This window comes from Roseovarius gahaiensis (assembly GCF_011601345.1).
In the GTDB taxonomy this organism is placed as follows: Bacteria; Pseudomonadota; Alphaproteobacteria; order Rhodobacterales; family Rhodobacteraceae; genus Roseovarius; species Roseovarius gahaiensis.
This window is the reverse complement of record NZ_JAAORB010000014.1, coordinates 44,569-59,309: the sequence shown is the minus strand read 5'-3', so window position 1 is coordinate 59,309 and position 14,741 is coordinate 44,569. Positions and strand designations below refer to the sequence as shown.

14 protein-coding genes are annotated in these 14,741 nt (G+C 62.3%); 12 read left to right on the top strand and 2 right to left on the bottom strand.

Translation table 11 applies throughout. The features are described 5' to 3' along the window. Nucleotides 1–138: 138 nt before the first annotated feature. Both HAT86_RS09215 and HAT86_RS09210 read right to left on the bottom strand, forming a co-directional pair. Entirely contained in the window at nt 139–1,242 is a 1,104-nt protein-coding gene (locus tag HAT86_RS09215) for a Hint domain-containing protein (protein WP_167196235.1), read from the bottom strand. A gap of 3 nt (nt 1,243–1,245) precedes the next feature. Next, the gene (locus tag HAT86_RS09210; RefSeq protein ID WP_167196232.1) at nt 1,246–2,850 is read right to left on the bottom strand and encodes a Hint domain-containing protein; all 1,605 of its coding nucleotides are present in this window, start codon (nt 2,848–2,850) and stop codon (nt 1,246–1,248) included. A gap of 317 nt (nt 2,851–3,167) precedes the next feature. Between HAT86_RS09210 and dapE the strand changes: the two genes are divergently transcribed. From dapE to HAT86_RS09150, 12 genes are all read left to right on the top strand, one after another. Beyond that, nucleotides 3,168–4,322, top strand: coding sequence for a succinyl-diaminopimelate desuccinylase (dapE, locus tag HAT86_RS09205; protein WP_167196229.1), 1,155 nt, complete (start codon nt 3,168–3,170; stop codon nt 4,320–4,322). Continuing rightward, on the top strand, nt 4,319–4,741 hold the full coding sequence (locus tag HAT86_RS09200; RefSeq protein ID WP_167196226.1) for a GNAT family N-acetyltransferase: 423 nt from the start codon (nt 4,319–4,321) through the stop codon (nt 4,739–4,741). Before dapE ends, HAT86_RS09200 begins: the two co-directional genes overlap by 4 nt. Nucleotides 4,742–4,767: 26 nt before the next feature. After that, complete coding sequence (locus HAT86_RS09195) at nt 4,768–5,319, top strand: TIGR04282 family arsenosugar biosynthesis glycosyltransferase (protein ID WP_167196244.1); 552 nt, start codon at nt 4,768–4,770, stop codon at nt 5,317–5,319. A gap of 158 nt (nt 5,320–5,477) precedes the next feature. Further along, nucleotides 5,478–7,733 carry a ribonuclease R gene (gene rnr, locus HAT86_RS09190; RefSeq protein ID WP_167196223.1) on the top strand — a complete coding sequence of 752 codons (2,256 nt, stop codon included), beginning with the start codon at nt 5,478–5,480 and terminating at the stop codon, nt 7,731–7,733. A gap of 112 nt (nt 7,734–7,845) precedes the next feature. Next, the gene (locus tag HAT86_RS09185) at nt 7,846–9,186 is read left to right on the top strand and encodes a lytic murein transglycosylase (RefSeq protein ID WP_196780565.1); all 1,341 of its coding nucleotides are present in this window, start codon (nt 7,846–7,848) and stop codon (nt 9,184–9,186) included. Nucleotides 9,187–9,241: 55 nt separating this feature from the next. Beyond that, nucleotides 9,242–10,144, top strand: coding sequence for a DMT family transporter (locus HAT86_RS09180; RefSeq protein WP_167196220.1), 903 nt, complete (start codon nt 9,242–9,244; stop codon nt 10,142–10,144). A gap of 75 nt (nt 10,145–10,219) precedes the next feature. Further along, the gene (argB, locus tag HAT86_RS09175) at nt 10,220–11,083 is read left to right on the top strand and encodes an acetylglutamate kinase (RefSeq protein ID WP_167196217.1); all 864 of its coding nucleotides are present in this window, start codon (nt 10,220–10,222) and stop codon (nt 11,081–11,083) included. Then, on the top strand, nt 11,080–11,727 hold the full coding sequence (locus HAT86_RS09170; RefSeq protein WP_167196214.1) for a ferredoxin: 648 nt from the start codon (nt 11,080–11,082) through the stop codon (nt 11,725–11,727). Before argB ends, HAT86_RS09170 begins: the two co-directional genes overlap by 4 nt. Then, nucleotides 11,724–12,218 (top strand): SixA phosphatase family protein, encoded by a 495-nt coding sequence (locus HAT86_RS09165; RefSeq protein WP_167196212.1) that lies wholly within the window; start codon nt 11,724–11,726, stop codon nt 12,216–12,218. The genes HAT86_RS09170 and HAT86_RS09165 overlap by 4 nt, the downstream gene beginning before the upstream one ends. Before the next feature lie 52 nt (nt 12,219–12,270). Continuing rightward, nucleotides 12,271–13,209, top strand: a complete 939-nt coding sequence (locus tag HAT86_RS09160; RefSeq protein ID WP_167196209.1) for a bifunctional riboflavin kinase/FAD synthetase — start codon at nt 12,271–12,273, stop codon at nt 13,207–13,209. Beyond that, the gene (locus HAT86_RS09155; protein WP_167196206.1) at nt 13,206–13,685 is read left to right on the top strand and encodes a YcgN family cysteine cluster protein; all 480 of its coding nucleotides are present in this window, start codon (nt 13,206–13,208) and stop codon (nt 13,683–13,685) included. Before HAT86_RS09160 ends, HAT86_RS09155 begins: the two co-directional genes overlap by 4 nt. Further along, nucleotides 13,682–14,731, top strand: coding sequence for a threonine aldolase family protein (locus HAT86_RS09150; RefSeq protein WP_167196203.1), 1,050 nt, complete (start codon nt 13,682–13,684; stop codon nt 14,729–14,731). The genes HAT86_RS09155 and HAT86_RS09150 overlap by 4 nt, the downstream gene beginning before the upstream one ends. The last annotated feature ends 10 nt before the right edge of the window (nt 14,732–14,741 follow it).

Below are 14,741 nucleotides of genomic sequence, written 5' to 3'. Positions count from 1 at the left end.
CTCTTCACCGACGAGGAATGCTACAACTTCTTCAAGGCAGCAGGATACAAAACCGATTAAACGCGACACGCTCTAGACACCCCGCTCTGGCGCGGCGCGCACGCAAGGGCGCGACAAGCAGCCCCGCGCATGGCGTCGTCAGGCGGCCCGCTCCATCGCCAGCGTGATCGCCTCAAAGGGTTTCAGCACCGGCCAGACCGGCTTGGCGTGTTCCGGCAGCCGCGCTCGGTCAAACTGTGCCAGAACCGAACAGGCCAGATGCTCGGGCTTGCGCCGCAAACGGCCCACATACAGGCTTTCCACGGCACAGCCCGCCGCCATGATTGCCTCGTGTCCGGGCAACAACAGATGTGTATAGGTCACCAGATCCGGCCCGCTGGCATAAAACGCGGACACGCCATTGACCAAATATTGCGCGGGCACCAGCACAGCTTCGCGGCCAAACATATATTCAACTTCGCTACCGCCGATCACCAATCGCTGCTGGGGGGCAACCACGATATCGCGTTGCAGCCCGAAATAGGGCGCGCGCAGGCGCACAGGGCGGAAACTGCCCAAGGCCGGCACCGTGCGCGACACCCGGCGCAACACCGGAACCGCCGCACCTGCATCGGTCATCACCACATCGCCCCGGCGCAGACTGGCGGCATCGCGGTCTCCCATGGTTGTGGCGATCGGCACCCGGCTAGTCAGTGTCGGCATAGGGCCCACGGGCTCTATCGCGTCGGACACGGCAAAAAAGGCCACATCGCGATCCATCTCGCGACTGCGCGGGTTGGTCGAAATCGCGGCGATTTCCGCCATCACCATCGGATGCGGTGGCGGCAAAGTGATCGAATGGATCACACCGCTTTCAGGTCGCTCCAGCGTCAATTGCCCCCATTGTGCCCGAGCATCCCAAGAATAGGTCAAGCGCACCGTATCAAGCCGCCCTTCGGGGTTGTGCGGCAAGGTCGCATGGCGGATATCGTCGCCTTGGGCTTCCACCAAAACGATCCCGCCGCCGGGCAATGCGCGCAACGAAAAACTTCCCGGCCAAGGATGGTTGCGTTGAAACGATAACAAGGTTTGTGGCCGCCCGTCGGGGGACAGGCAGGTTTCCAACAGCAATGTGCCGCGCGGCATCAGGCGGGTCTCGTCAACCGCCACAGCCGCGCTTGGCGTCACCTGTCCCGCATGCGGCACCAAGCCATTCGCGGCAAACCGGCCGCCACGGTGATCGGCGATGGCGACCCAGCCCATGGCTCAGGCCACCCGCGCGCGGCGCACGAACACCTGCGCCTCGAACCGTTTGAGGCAGCGGCGCGCCGCCGGGCTGTAGCCTTGGCCGGTTTCGGGGTCGATCTCGGGGAACAAGGCACAGATTTCCGCAACCAGTTCTGCCTCGAAGCTGCTGGTGGTCTGCGGGCCGGGCAAAAAGCTCTCGGTTTCCAACCCGCCGGAATAGATCACCTGATGCCGGTCGAACAGCAGATGCACATAATTGACGGTCCCACCTTCGATGCGCCGCACGCTATGATCGTTCACAAGATCACGGACCGCCACCAGAACCTCGGGTTCGCCAAACAGAATATCGGCCAGACTGTCGCGGATCAAAACCCGGTGCAACGGTGACAGCAACACCGTGTCATGGCGGCCAAACGTATCAGCAGCGATACGGATAGGGGCGAAATTGCCACGCGCAGGCACATCGCGCCGCCCGATCCAGCGCAAGGGTTGTGGCCCATCGTCTTTGGTCATCACCATATCGCCGGGCACCAGCGTTTCCACCGGTGCGCGGCCATCAGGCGTATCGATCAACGTGCCCGCCACGAAACACGGCACTGAGTCGACATTGACGAATCCTGTATCGCTCTGCCCCGTGCTGCTGCTGACCTCGTAGGTGAAATTGACGTTCTCGATCTCACCATCGCCCAGCAAAGTGACCGTGCCATCGCCATTGACCTGCACCTGCTGGCCTGTGGCCAGCGTGACAACATCGCCAGACACCACGTCCTGACCATTGATCTGGGTGATGGCCAGTGTGCCGCCGGTATTGTTGATGTCATTGCCCAACAGATCCACGGTTTTCGACCCGTCGGGATACAGCGTCGTCGCATCATCCATCGCCACCAGCGTGGTCTGGACGCTGTCGCCCGCAATCAACAGGTTGGAATCATACTGGCTGTCAACGACATCCGCGATCCCGATGCGGATCGAGTTCACATCATCAGGCACCACCGGGATGGTCAGGGTCATGGTCACCGTGAACCCGTCCATCTCGGTGTTGTATTGGTCGTTTGTGTTATCGACGTAAAGGTTTTCGTTCGACGTGGCGTTCAGATTGTTGGGGTCCGCATCGCCATCACCAACCGACAATTCAACCTGCTGGCCATTGACCCAAACACCGACGAAATCCTGATAAATCCCGGTCTGATATTCGGGAAACTCCTCGGAGGCGAACACGAACTGCATGGTCATCGTGTCGCCGGTGGGAATGAAATCAACATCCATAAATGAGGCATCATAAGTATTGGTGCCCGCGGCGGCATTGAACAGCGGATCATTGTCCAGACCCGAGGTGTCCGTTGACGTATTGGTGTTCTGGTTTGAATTGTTCTGAAGCCACCACGCCCAGCTGGGCGGGGTCGAATTGGTGATATCCCCGGCATTGCCCGTCGACAGGATGACGCCGCTATCGGATGGGGTCACACCGGGGGCAATACTGTCTGCGTTGCTGTAAATCCCCGACGATCCAGTCGCCCCTGTGTAGGAGGCGTTGACGACCGTGACACCGTCGCCGAAAATCGCCTCGGCCATGTCGATTGCGCTGGCCGATGTGTTGATCGGAAGGTCTGCAGGTGTCACCATATCGTCTGCCCAACACTCATTAATGCGGGACAGCGCAAAAGCGCAGCGCGTCAGATGTCACCGGCACTGATGCCACTGACACTATGGATGGACATTGCGTTGATGTCCGCTCGATTGCGCGCAGGCCTTTTCGGTCCTGCTGTCTTTTGCCCTGCCTCGGGTTATTATTACCCAAGAATTAACACAATCACGCAGCGCTGTTAAGCCTGTTTCGCCAGTGGCTTATGCGGTGCCCTTCATCTTGTGGTATTTGCGCTTGCCCGCAAAGCGCGCTAGGCAAGCCCAAAGATTTGATCGCCAACCGCGCCGAGGCCCCAATGCCCCACTCTGTCACAGACCCTATCGCCCTGACCGCCGAACTGGTTCGCTGCCCGTCGGTCACACCCGACGAGGGCGGCGCACTTGTGTTGCTTGAGGAGCGCCTGCGCGCCGCGGGGTTTGAATGCACCCGCGTCGATCGCGGCGAGGTCAGCAATCTGTTCGCAAGATGGGGCCGCAAGGACGCGGCGAAAACCTTTGGCTTCAATGGCCATACCGATGTCGTACCGCTTGGCGACAAGGCGGCGTGGACAGTGCCGCCGTTCGGCGCTGACCAGAAAGACGGCTTTTTGTGGGGCCGCGGCGCAACCGACATGAAATCGGGCGTTGCGGCTTTTGTGGCGGCGGCCATTGATTTTGTCACCAACACTCCGCCCGAAAACGGCGCGTTGATCCTGACCATCACCGGGGATGAGGAAGGCGACGCCATAGACGGCACCGCCGCCCTGCTGGATTGGATGGCCGATCAGGGCGAGGCAATGGATGCCTGCCTTGTGGGCGAACCCACCTGCCCCGACACTCTGGGCGAGATGATCAAGATCGGGCGGCGCGGGTCACTGACGGCATGGGTCACCCTGACCGGCGAACAGGGCCACGCTGCCTATCCGCACCGCGCCCGCAACCCCCTGCCTGCCATGGCGCGGCTGATGGACCGCCTGTCCAGCCACACGCTGGACGACGGCACCGACCATTTCGACCCCTCGACACTGGCCGTGGTGACCATCGACACCGGCAATCCGGCCACCAACGTGATCCCCGCGCAATGCCGGGCCACGGTGAACATCCGGTTCAACGATGCCCATGACAGCGCCACGCTGATCAACTGGTTGCAATCGGAACTGGACAACGTCGCACAGGAATTCGGTATCGCGGGCGAGATGTCGGTTAAAGTCTCGGGCGAAAGTTTCCTGACCCCGCCGGGGCCCTTGTCGGATCTGGTCGCGCACGCCGTGCAGGCCGAAACCGGCCTGACGCCCGCACTGTCCACGACCGGCGGCACATCTGACGCGCGGTTCGTCAAGGATCACTGCCCGGTGGTCGAGTTCGGCCTTGTCGGGCGCACGATGCATCAGGTCGATGAACGGGTCGAAGTCGCCCTGATCCCGCGCCTGAAAGACATCTACACGCGCATTTTGCACGACTATTTCGCATGACCACGGATATCGGCCCGACAGATGACATCGCCGCCTGTCTGGCGCTGCGCGCGGCGGTGTTCATCCGCGAACAAGGCGTCAGCATGGCCGAAGAACAAGACGGGCTTGACGATCAGGCCAGCCATATTCTTGCACGACAAGACGGGCAACCGATGGGCTGTGCCCGCATCCTTTACAAGGGCGATATCGCCAAGATTGGCCGAGTTTGCGTTCTGCCAAAGATGCGCGGCACGGGGCTTGGCGCGGGGCTGATCCGCGCTTGCCTTGCCCATGCAGCGCAACAGCCGGGGATCACCTGCGCGCGCCTTGGGTCACAAACCCATGCCATCGGATTTTATGAAAAACTGGGGTTTCGCGCCTTCGGGCCAGAGTATCTTGACGCCGGCATTCCGCATCGCGACATGGAGCGCGCGCTTTGACACCCGCACGCCGCCAGCTTGTCGTGATGGTGAAAGAGCCAAAACCCGGCCGGGTCAAAACCCGGCTGGGCCGCGATATCGGCATGACAAACGCGGCGTGGTGGTTTCGCCATCAGGTGGCCGGGCTGCTGCGGCGGCTGGACGATCCGCGCTGGCATCTGGTGCTGGCCGTAGCGCCTGATCAGGCCGGGCTACGCAGTCGGGTCTGGCCCGCGCATCTGCCGCGCATCGCGCAAGGGCCCGGCGATCTGGGCGATCGGATGGGCCGCCTTCTGCGCATTCTGCCACCCGGCCCGGTCTGTATCGTGGGCGGCGATATCCCCGGCCTTGGCCCGGCGCATGTGGCGCGGGCCTTTGCCATGCTAGGGGCCAATGACGCGGTGTTTGGCCCGGCCCCGGATGGGGGTTTTTGGCTGGTTGGGATGAAACGCACCGCCCCGCCGCCCGCCGGTTTGTTCCGCGACGTGCGCTGGTCAAGCGAGCACACGCTGGCCGACAGTATCGCCAGCCTGCCGGGCCTGCGCATCGGGCTGACCGACACGCTGAACGACGTGGACAGCGCCGCCGATCTGCCCTGAGCGGGGTCACCTGAAATCGCTGTTGCAGGGGGCGCTGCCCCCGCCGCCGCGATGCGGCGCCTCCCCCGGGATATTTATGAACAGAAGAAGCGCACGATCCTGCGATGCGGGTGTTTTCCGACATGGCACACGATTTGTATTCGTGCTAGGGCACGCGCATGAGCCAGATGCCGTCCAAAGACGAAATCCTGCAATGGATTTCCGATAACCCGACCCTCACCTCGAAACGCGACATCGCCAAGGCCTTTGGCATCAAGGGCGCTGCGCGGATCGATCTGAAACGTGTGCTCAAAGAGCTTGAGGCCGAAGGGCATCTGGAAAAGCGCAAGAAAACCTATCGCGACCCCGAAAAGCTGCCGCCGGTCAGTGTTTTGCAGGTATCTGGTCAGACATCGGATGGTGAATTGCTGGCCAAGCCACTGGAATGGCACGGCGAAGGGGTGGAACCCGTCGTTCTGCTGATCCCACGCGCCAGCGATCCGGCCTTGGGCGAGGGCGACCGCATTCTGGCCCGCCTGCAAGAAGTGAAGGGCGAGGATCACCATTACGACGCCCGCCTGATCCGCCGGATCGGCACCAACCCCCGCAAGGTGCTGGGCATTTTCCGCAAACGCGAAGAAGGCGGGCGGATCGTGCCCATCGACAAAGGCGACGGCAAGGAATGGCATGTGCCCTCTGATGCCACCGGCGGTGCCAAGGATGGCGAGCTGGTCGAGGCCGAACAATCCGGGCCCAAGGGTCGCATGGGCCTGCCGCGTGCGCGTATCCTTGAACGTCTGGGCGACCCGTCTGCCCCCAAGGCGGTGTCGCTGATTGCCATTCACCAGCACGGCATTCCCGATGAATTCCCCGACGATGTGATCGCCGAGGCCGACCGCATGAAGCCCGCAGGCCTCAAGGGCCGCGAAGACCTGCGCGATCTGCCCCTTGTCACCATCGACCCGTGGGATGCCCGCGACCACGACGATGCGGTCTGGGCGCATGCCGATGACGACCCCAAGAACGACGGCGGGCATGTGATCTGGGTGGCGATTGCCGATGTCGCCCATTACGTGACCCCCGGCAGCGCGCTGGACGGCGAGGCGCGCAAGCGTGGCAATTCCAGCTATTTCCCGGACCGTGTGGTGCCGATGCTGCCCGACCGTTTGTCAGGCGATCTGTGTTCCCTGCACGAAGGCGTGCCGCGCGCCTGCCTTGCGCTGCGCATGCAGATCAACGCACAAGGCGACAAGATCGGGCATTATTTCGTGCGCGGGCTGATGCGCTCGGCCGCGTCGTTGAATTACCAGCAGGTGCAAGCGGCGATCGACGGCGCGCCCGACGACAAGTGCGGCCCGCTGATGGAGGACGTGATCCGCCCGCTGTATGCCGCCTATGCCGCGCTTGAAAGCGCCCGCAAACGCCGCCAGCCACTGAATCTGGATTTGCCGGAACGCAAGGTGGTGCTGAGCGACGAGGGCAAAGTGCTGTCGGTCAATTTTACCGAACGGCTGGACGCGCACAAACTGATCGAGGAATGCATGGTGCTGGCCAATGTGGCCGCCGCCGAAACCCTGATCGCCAAGAAATCCCCCCTGTTGTTCCGGGTTCACGAAGAACCATCGCCGGAAAAACTGGAAACCCTGCGTGACGTGGCCGAGGCCGCGGGCCTGACGCTGGCCAAGGGTCAGGTTCTGAAAACTGCACATCTCAATGCGCTTTTGAATGCGGCGGGGGATACCGATCACGCCGAAGTCATCAACATATCGACGCTGCGCGCCATGACACAGGCCTATTACGCCCCCAGCAATTTTGGGCATTTCGGGCTGGCCTTGCAGGCCTATGCGCATTTCACCTCGCCCATTCGGCGCTATGCCGATCTGGTGGTGCATCGCGCGCTGATTTCGGCGCATGGCTGGGGCGATGACGGGTTACGCCCCCAAGACATTGAACGGCTGGATAACACGGCGCAGCATATCTCGGACACCGAGCGCCGGTCGATGACCGCCGAGCGCGACACCAACGACCGCTACCTTGCCGCCTTCCTGTCGGAACGCGTGGGCGAGGAATTCACCGGACGGATCAACGGCATCGCCAAGTTCGGCGCGTTCGTGCGGCTGGATGAAACCGGGGCCGACGGGCTGATCCCGGTGCGCAGCCTTGGGCGCGAGTTTTTCCATTTCGACCGCGACGCCGGCACGCTGATGGGCTCGGACACCGGGCTGACCATCGCCCTTGGCCAACGGGTGACAGTCAAACTGTCGCAGGCCGCGCCGGTGACGGGCGGGATCGCGCTGGAACTGGTCAGCATCGACGGCAAGACCCTGCCGAAAGGCGGGTCGCGTGGACGCGGCAGCCCCCCGCGCCGCAAACAGGCACAGGCGAAACACAAAGCTGCCAAGACCAAGCGCAAGATCGAGCGCAAGCGCCGCTGATTGCTGTCATTTCCGAAACAATCGGCACATCACCGCCTGCATCGTTGCATCATTGCTTTTGAATTTCATCCATTCGGGCTAGGATATGGAAAAATAAAAGCAGGATCGAGCAATGCGTATCAGGGGTTTCTGCACAGCGATCGCAGGTATGGTGATCGGGGCCACAGCCCATGCCGCGGCGGTTGAAACGTCGCTTAGGCCGCAGGTGCGGCCCGGCACCATGGGGCCAGATGTTGCCGTCATCTCGATAGATCGACCTATCCGCAGCCTGCGCCCTGTTTTGCGCCCAGAGGATCTGGCCCGTGTCGGCACTGCGCCGGTTGAACGGGTCTCGACCTCGAACGCGGCGTTTGACAAATGGATCAACGGCTTTCGCGGTCGCGCGGTGTCACAAGGCATCAACGCGCGCGTTTTTGATGCGGCGTTTCGCAACGCACAATACCGGCCTGATGTGGTGCACAAGGATCGCAACCAATCGGAATTCAAATCCGAAATCTGGGATTATCTGGACAACGCGGCCAGCCCGGTGCGCGTGGACAACGGCAAAAAGGCGCTGCGCCGCTATCGCCGCGCCCTGAACCGGATCGAGTCGCATTACGGCGTCGAAAAAGAGGTGGTCACCGCCGTGTGGGGCATGGAAAGCACCTATGGCGAACGGCGCGGCGATATCCCGCTGATCGACGCGCTGGCTACGCTGGCCTATGATGGACGGCGCGGCGCGTTTTTCGAAAAACAACTGATCGCGGCGTTGAAAATCCTTCAAAACGGCGATGTGGCCCCACGCGACATGAAAGGCTCATGGGCCGGGGCGATGGGCCATACACAGTTTATTCCAACCTCCTATCAGGCCTATGCGGTGGATTTCACCGGCGATGGCAAACGCGATGTCTGGTCGGACGATCCGACCGATTCGCTGGCCTCGACGGCGGCCTATCTGAAACGGTTCGGCTGGCGCACAGGCATGCCTTGGGGCGTTGAGGTGCGGGTGCCAAGCGGTGCATCCTTTGGCAACACCAAGCGCATGCCCTCGGACTGGGCGGCGCGGGGTGTTGTCGGGACAAACGGTCAGCCCGTGCGCGATTTTGGCGCGGCGCGCATCCTGCAACCGGCCGGGCCGCAAGGCGGGTCGTTCATGGTGTTTGCCAATTTTGACGTGATCAAACGCTACAACAACGCCGATTCCTATGCGCTTGGCGTGGGCCACCTTGCCGATCGCATTGCCGGTGGCCCGCCAATTCAGGCCAGTTGGCCGCGCGGATACGAGCCGCTCAGCTTTGACGAGCGCAAGCAGATGCAGCGCCTGTTGCGGCGCAAGGGCTATCCGCTGGAAAAAATCGACGGAATCGCCGGGCCCAATACGGTCAACGCGATCCGGGCCTTTCAGAAATCCATTGGCGTGGCTGCTGATGGCTACCCGTCACAAACCCTGTTGACCCATTTGCGCAACCGATAGCGCGCATGCCGCAAACCTGCTCGACATTCCCGGAAAGGGCAGTGTTAATGCGGGCATGGAAGCACAAACAACCCGCCCCGGATGGGGCATTTTCTGGATGGTGGTCACCGGCGTTATGTTTGTCGGCGTGACGGCCATGGTCAAAGTCTTGGGCACTCGCATTCCCGCCCCACAGGCGGCGTTTCTACGCTATTCTCTGGGCCTTGTTTTTCTGCTGCCGGTGCTTGGGCAATTGCGCCGCGCCCAGTTTGACCGCACGACATGGACGTTGTTTCTAGGCCGTGGCGTTGCGCATACCGTGGCGGTGGCGCTGTGGTTTTATGCCATGGCACGCATTCCCATCGCCGATGTGACCGCGATGAACTACCTGTCGCCGGTTTATGTCACGCTTGGCGCGGCGTTGTTTCTGGGCGAAACGCTGGCGCTGCGGCGCATCATGGCGGTGGTCGCGGCGTTGATCGGGGCGCTGATCACCCTGCGCCCCGGCTTTCGCGAGGTTGGCCCCGGCCATCTGGCGATGCTGTTCACCGCCGTTTTCTTCGGCGCGTCCTACCTGATCGCCAAACGCGCCTCGGCCCAGTCCAGCGCCGGGATCGTGGTGGCGATGCTGTCGATCACGGTCACCATCGGCCTTGCACCGCTGGCGGCGATGAACTGGGTCACGCCCACATGGCCTGAGCTGGCCATTCTGGCGGGCGTCGCCTGTTTCGCGACCGCCGGGCATTATACCATGACGCTTGCGTTCCGCGCGGCACCGCTGGCGGTGACGCAGCCCATCACCTTCTTGCAACTTGTCTGGGCGGTGCTTTTGGGCGCGCTGGTGTTCGACGAAGGCTTTGACCTGTTCGTTGTCTTGGGCGGTCTGGTGATCGTCGGGTCGGTCAGTTTCATCAGTTGGCGCGAGGCCCGCCTGAAGCGCCGCGCCGTCACCCCGCCCGTGTCAGCCACCAAGGTCTGAGGCGCGCCACTCAATCCCCCCTTGAAGGCCACTGCGGTTGCACCCATAACCGGACGGACCCGAAGGACAGCCATGATGAAGAAACGTGAAATGAACCGCGATTGGATCGCCACCGCCCGAACCCTCTCCGAGGCTTTGCCCTATCTGCAGCGCTATGATGGCGCTGTCGTTGTCATCAAGTTCGGCGGTCACGCCATGGGCAGCGACGAGGCAATGGAAACCTTTGCGCGTGATGTGGTGCTGCTGCGGCAAGTGGGTGTGAACCCGGTGATCGTCCATGGCGGCGGGCCGATGATCAACGAGATGCTGGAAAAGCTGAACATCAAGTCGGACTTCGTCGGCGGCAAGCGCGTGACCGACGCCGCAACGATGGAGGTTGTGGAAATGGTCCTGTCGGGCCGGGTGAACAAGCGCATCGTACAGGCGATCAACGCACAAGGCGGCCGCGCGGTGGGCTTGTCGGGGAAAGACGCCAACCTGATCAAATGTGAGCCTGCCGATCCCGCATTGGGCCTTGTCGGTCATCCTTCACAGGTTGATCCTGCCATCCTGCATACCCTGTTCCGTGACGATGCAATCCCGGTGATCGCCCCCTTGGGCACGGGCCACGACGGGGAAACCTACAACATCAACGGCGATACCGCTGCCGGGGCCGTGGCTGCCGCACTCAAGGCCGACCGGCTGCTGCTGCTGACCGATATCGACGGCGTGCGCGATGCCTCGGGCGAGGTGGTGACAGAACTGACCGACGACCAGATTCGCGAAATGACCATGAACGGAACCATCGCCGGCGGCATGATTCCCAAGACCGAAACCGCCCTTGCCGCAATCGAAGGCGGGGTGCGCGCTGTGGTCATCCTTGATGGCCGCGCGCCCAATGCCGTGCTGCTGGAACTTTACACCGAACACGGCGCCGGATCTTTGATCCGTTCAAAATGACCACCGTCAGCCTGCCCCAGATCACCCAAGCCGCCCATGCCGCAGGGCTGGATATTTTCGGGGGTGTGACACAGGCCAACAGCCTGCCAGAGGGCATCGAAACCCTGATCTTGCTTGGCCCGCATGAGCCGGGCTTCTGGCCACGGTTCACCGCCACCCCCGAATACCAAGACAGCCAGCCCGACCCGCTGGACCGTTGGTCAACGCGCGTGATCAACGGGCTGGCCCAAGACCTTGGCGCGCAGGCGTATTACCCCTTTGGCGGCCCGCCATGGCAGCCTTTTCTGCAATGGGCCTTGGACAGCGGGCGCGCGCATGTCTCACCCGTGGGGCTGATGGTGCACGATGCGGCAGGGCTGATGGTGTCGTATCGCGGCGCGCTTGGTTTTGCCCACAACGTCGAGGTGCCGCCACCCCCGCCCAACCCTTGCGACAGTTGCACATCACGCCCCTGCCTATCGGCCTGCCCGGTCAATGCGTTGTCGCCGCAAGGCTATGACGTGGCCGCTTGCAAAGTTGATCTTGATCGTGTCGGCAATGATTGCGTGTCGCGCGGCTGTGCGGTGCGCCGCGCTTGCCCCGTCAGCCAGACCCATGGCAGGCTCGAGGCGCAATCGGCCTTCCATATGCGAGCGTTCAAATGACCCGTCGACTGATTCTCATGCGGCACGCGAAATCAAGTTGGGGCGACCCCGCACAGCCCGATCACGCCCGCCCGCTGAATGGCCGTGGCCAACGTTCGGCCACCGCCTTGGGGGATTGGCTGCGCACGCAGGGTTACCTGCCCGATCGGGTTCTCAGTTCTTCATCGGTGCGCACGCGCGACACGTTTGACAGGCTGGGGCTGGACGCGCCCGCGCAGTTTTCCGACGCGCTGTATCACGCCAGCCCCGCCATCATGCTCAAGGCTTTGCGCACCGCCAGCGGACAAACCGTTCTGATGCTGGGCCATCATCCCGGCATTTCCGCTTTTGCACGTAGCCTTGTTGCCACGCCCCCCACGCATGACCGCTTTGATGATTACCCCACCGGCGCGACGCTGGTCGCCGATTTTCCCATCACAGACTGGGGCGACCTGACCCCCGGGAGCGGGCAGGCCGTTGATTTCATCGTGCCGCGCGCGTTGACAGGCTGATCATCGCCGCGTCCCGCTTGCACCGCACCGCAGTTGGGGCTAGGCCTGCGCCATGCAAATTGTTCGCGACTTCGACTATCTGGATCAAGCCAACCGGGGCGCCTCTGTCGCCATCGGAAACTTTGACGGCGTGCATCTGGGCCATCAATCCGTGATCACGATCGCACGCCGCCACGCCGAAGCGCTGAACGCGCCGTTGGGCGTGCTGACGTTCGAGCCGCACCCGCGCGAGTATTTCGCCCCCGACGCGCCCCCGTTTCGCCTGATGAGCCCTGAGGCCCGCGCCCATCGGCTGGAAAAGCTGGGGATCGACACGCTATACGAGTTGAATTTCAACGCCGCCATGGCCGCGCTGTCCCCCTACGATTTCGCCCACAATGTCATTGCAAGCGGGCTTGGCTTGCGCCACGTCGTTGTCGGGTCCGATTTCTGCTTTGGCAAAGGCCGGGCCGGGAACGCCCGCGATCTTGAACGGTTTGGCCACGACATGGGCTTTGGCGTCACCATCGCCGACCTTTTGGCTGGGCGAAAAGGTCAGGTCTCCTCGACCGCCATTCGTCAGGCGCTTAGCGATGGTCGCCCGCGTGATGCCGCCGCCATGCTGGGCCATTGGCACCGCATTGACGGGCCCGTCGAAGGTGGCGAACAACGCGGCCGCGAACTGGGTTATCCCACCGCCAACATGTCAATCGCCGGGCTGCACCCGCCACGGTTTGGGGTCTACGCCGTGCTGGTCGATGTGCTGGATGGTCCCCATGCGGGCCATTACCATGGCGCGGCGTCATTGGGTGTGCGGCCCATGTTCAACGGCGACTTGCCCAATCTGGAAACCTTCCTGTTTGATTTCTCGGGCGATCTGTATGGCACCGAATTATCGGTGGCCCTTGTCGATTACCTGCGCCCTGAAGAAACCTTTGACAGCCTCGACGCGTTCATCGCCCAGATGGACGCCGACTGTGCCAAGGCCCGCGAGATACTTGAATCGCTATGACAACAGATGATCCCATCGACCGCAGTGGCCTGCGCCCGCGCTATTGGGAAACCACCCCGCTTGATAAAATGACCCGCAAAGAGTGGGAAGCGCTGTGCGACGGCTGCGGCAAATGCTGCCTCAACAAGCTGGAGGACGAAGACACCGGCGAGGTCGCGCTGACCCGCGTTGCCTGTCGCCTGTTCGACGATACCACCTGCCGCTGCGCGCAATATGAGACCCGCCATCAATTCGTCCCCGAATGCATCACACTAACGGCGCGCAACCTTCAGGGCCACCTCTACTGGATGCCCGAAACCTGCGCCTACAAGCTGCTGCACAACGGCAAGCCGCTCTATGATTGGCACCCGCTGATTTCAGGCGATCCGCAATCCGTGCATGATGCGGGCGTATCCATGCTAAGCCGCACCGTGCCGGAATTCGAAGTCTCAGACGACGACTGGGAAGACCACCTGATCGAGGAACCCGGCACATGAATTTCAAATCCGACAATTGCGGCCCCGCGCATCCTCAGGTGATCGAGGCGATATCGCAGGCCAATACCGGCTTTGCCGCCTCATACGGCGCCGATGAGCTGATGCATCAGGTCCGTGACCATTTGCGCGACCTTTTCGAAGCCCCCGAGGCCAGTGTGCACCTTGTCACCACCGGCACAGCGGCCAACGCTTTGGCCCTGTCGACCCTGACCCAGCCTTGGCAAACCATTTATTGCACACCGCTGGCGCATATCCATTGCGATGAATGCAATGCCCCCGAATTCTATACAGGCGGCACAAAGCTGACCCTTGTCGGCACAGCCGACAAGATGACCGCCGCCGATCTTTCAGCCACATTGGCCGCGTCCGGGCCCGGTGTCGTGCATGTTGCACAGCCGGGGCCGCTGTCTTTGACCCAAGTCACGGAAATGGGCCGGCTCTATTCGCTGGACGAGCTGGCGGCCCTGACCAAAACCGCCGCCGCCCATGACCTGCCTGTGCATCTTGACGGCGCGCGCTTTGCCAATGCGCTTGTCGCGCTTGGCTGCAGCCCGGCTGAGATGACATGGAAGGCCGGCATTGATGCGGTCAGCTTTGGGGCCACCAAGAACGGCTGTCTTGGGGTTGAGGCGGTGATTTTCTTCCAGCCCAAGCACGGCTGGGAGTTTGAGCTGCGCCGCAAACGCGCCGGGCATTTGATGTCGAAAAACCGCTACCTTGCAGCACAAATGCTTGGTTACCTCGAAAACGATCTGTGGCTCACTTCCGCAAGCCAAGCCAATGCCAAGGCCGCCCGGTTGGCCGACGGGCTGCGCGCTGTGCCAGACTGCCATTTTCTGGCCGAGCCGCAGGCCAACATGATTTTCGCCACCCTGCCGCGCCGCCTGCATCAACGCCTGCACGCGGCGGGTGCGGTCTATGGCCTGAACGGTGGCCCACTGGATCATGGCGACCCGGATGCGCCCCTGCCCATGCGCCTTGTCTGCGACTGGTCGATCACCGAAGACGAAATCGACCGATTTATCGCCATTTTGCAAGGCGCATAGCTCCCAAGAT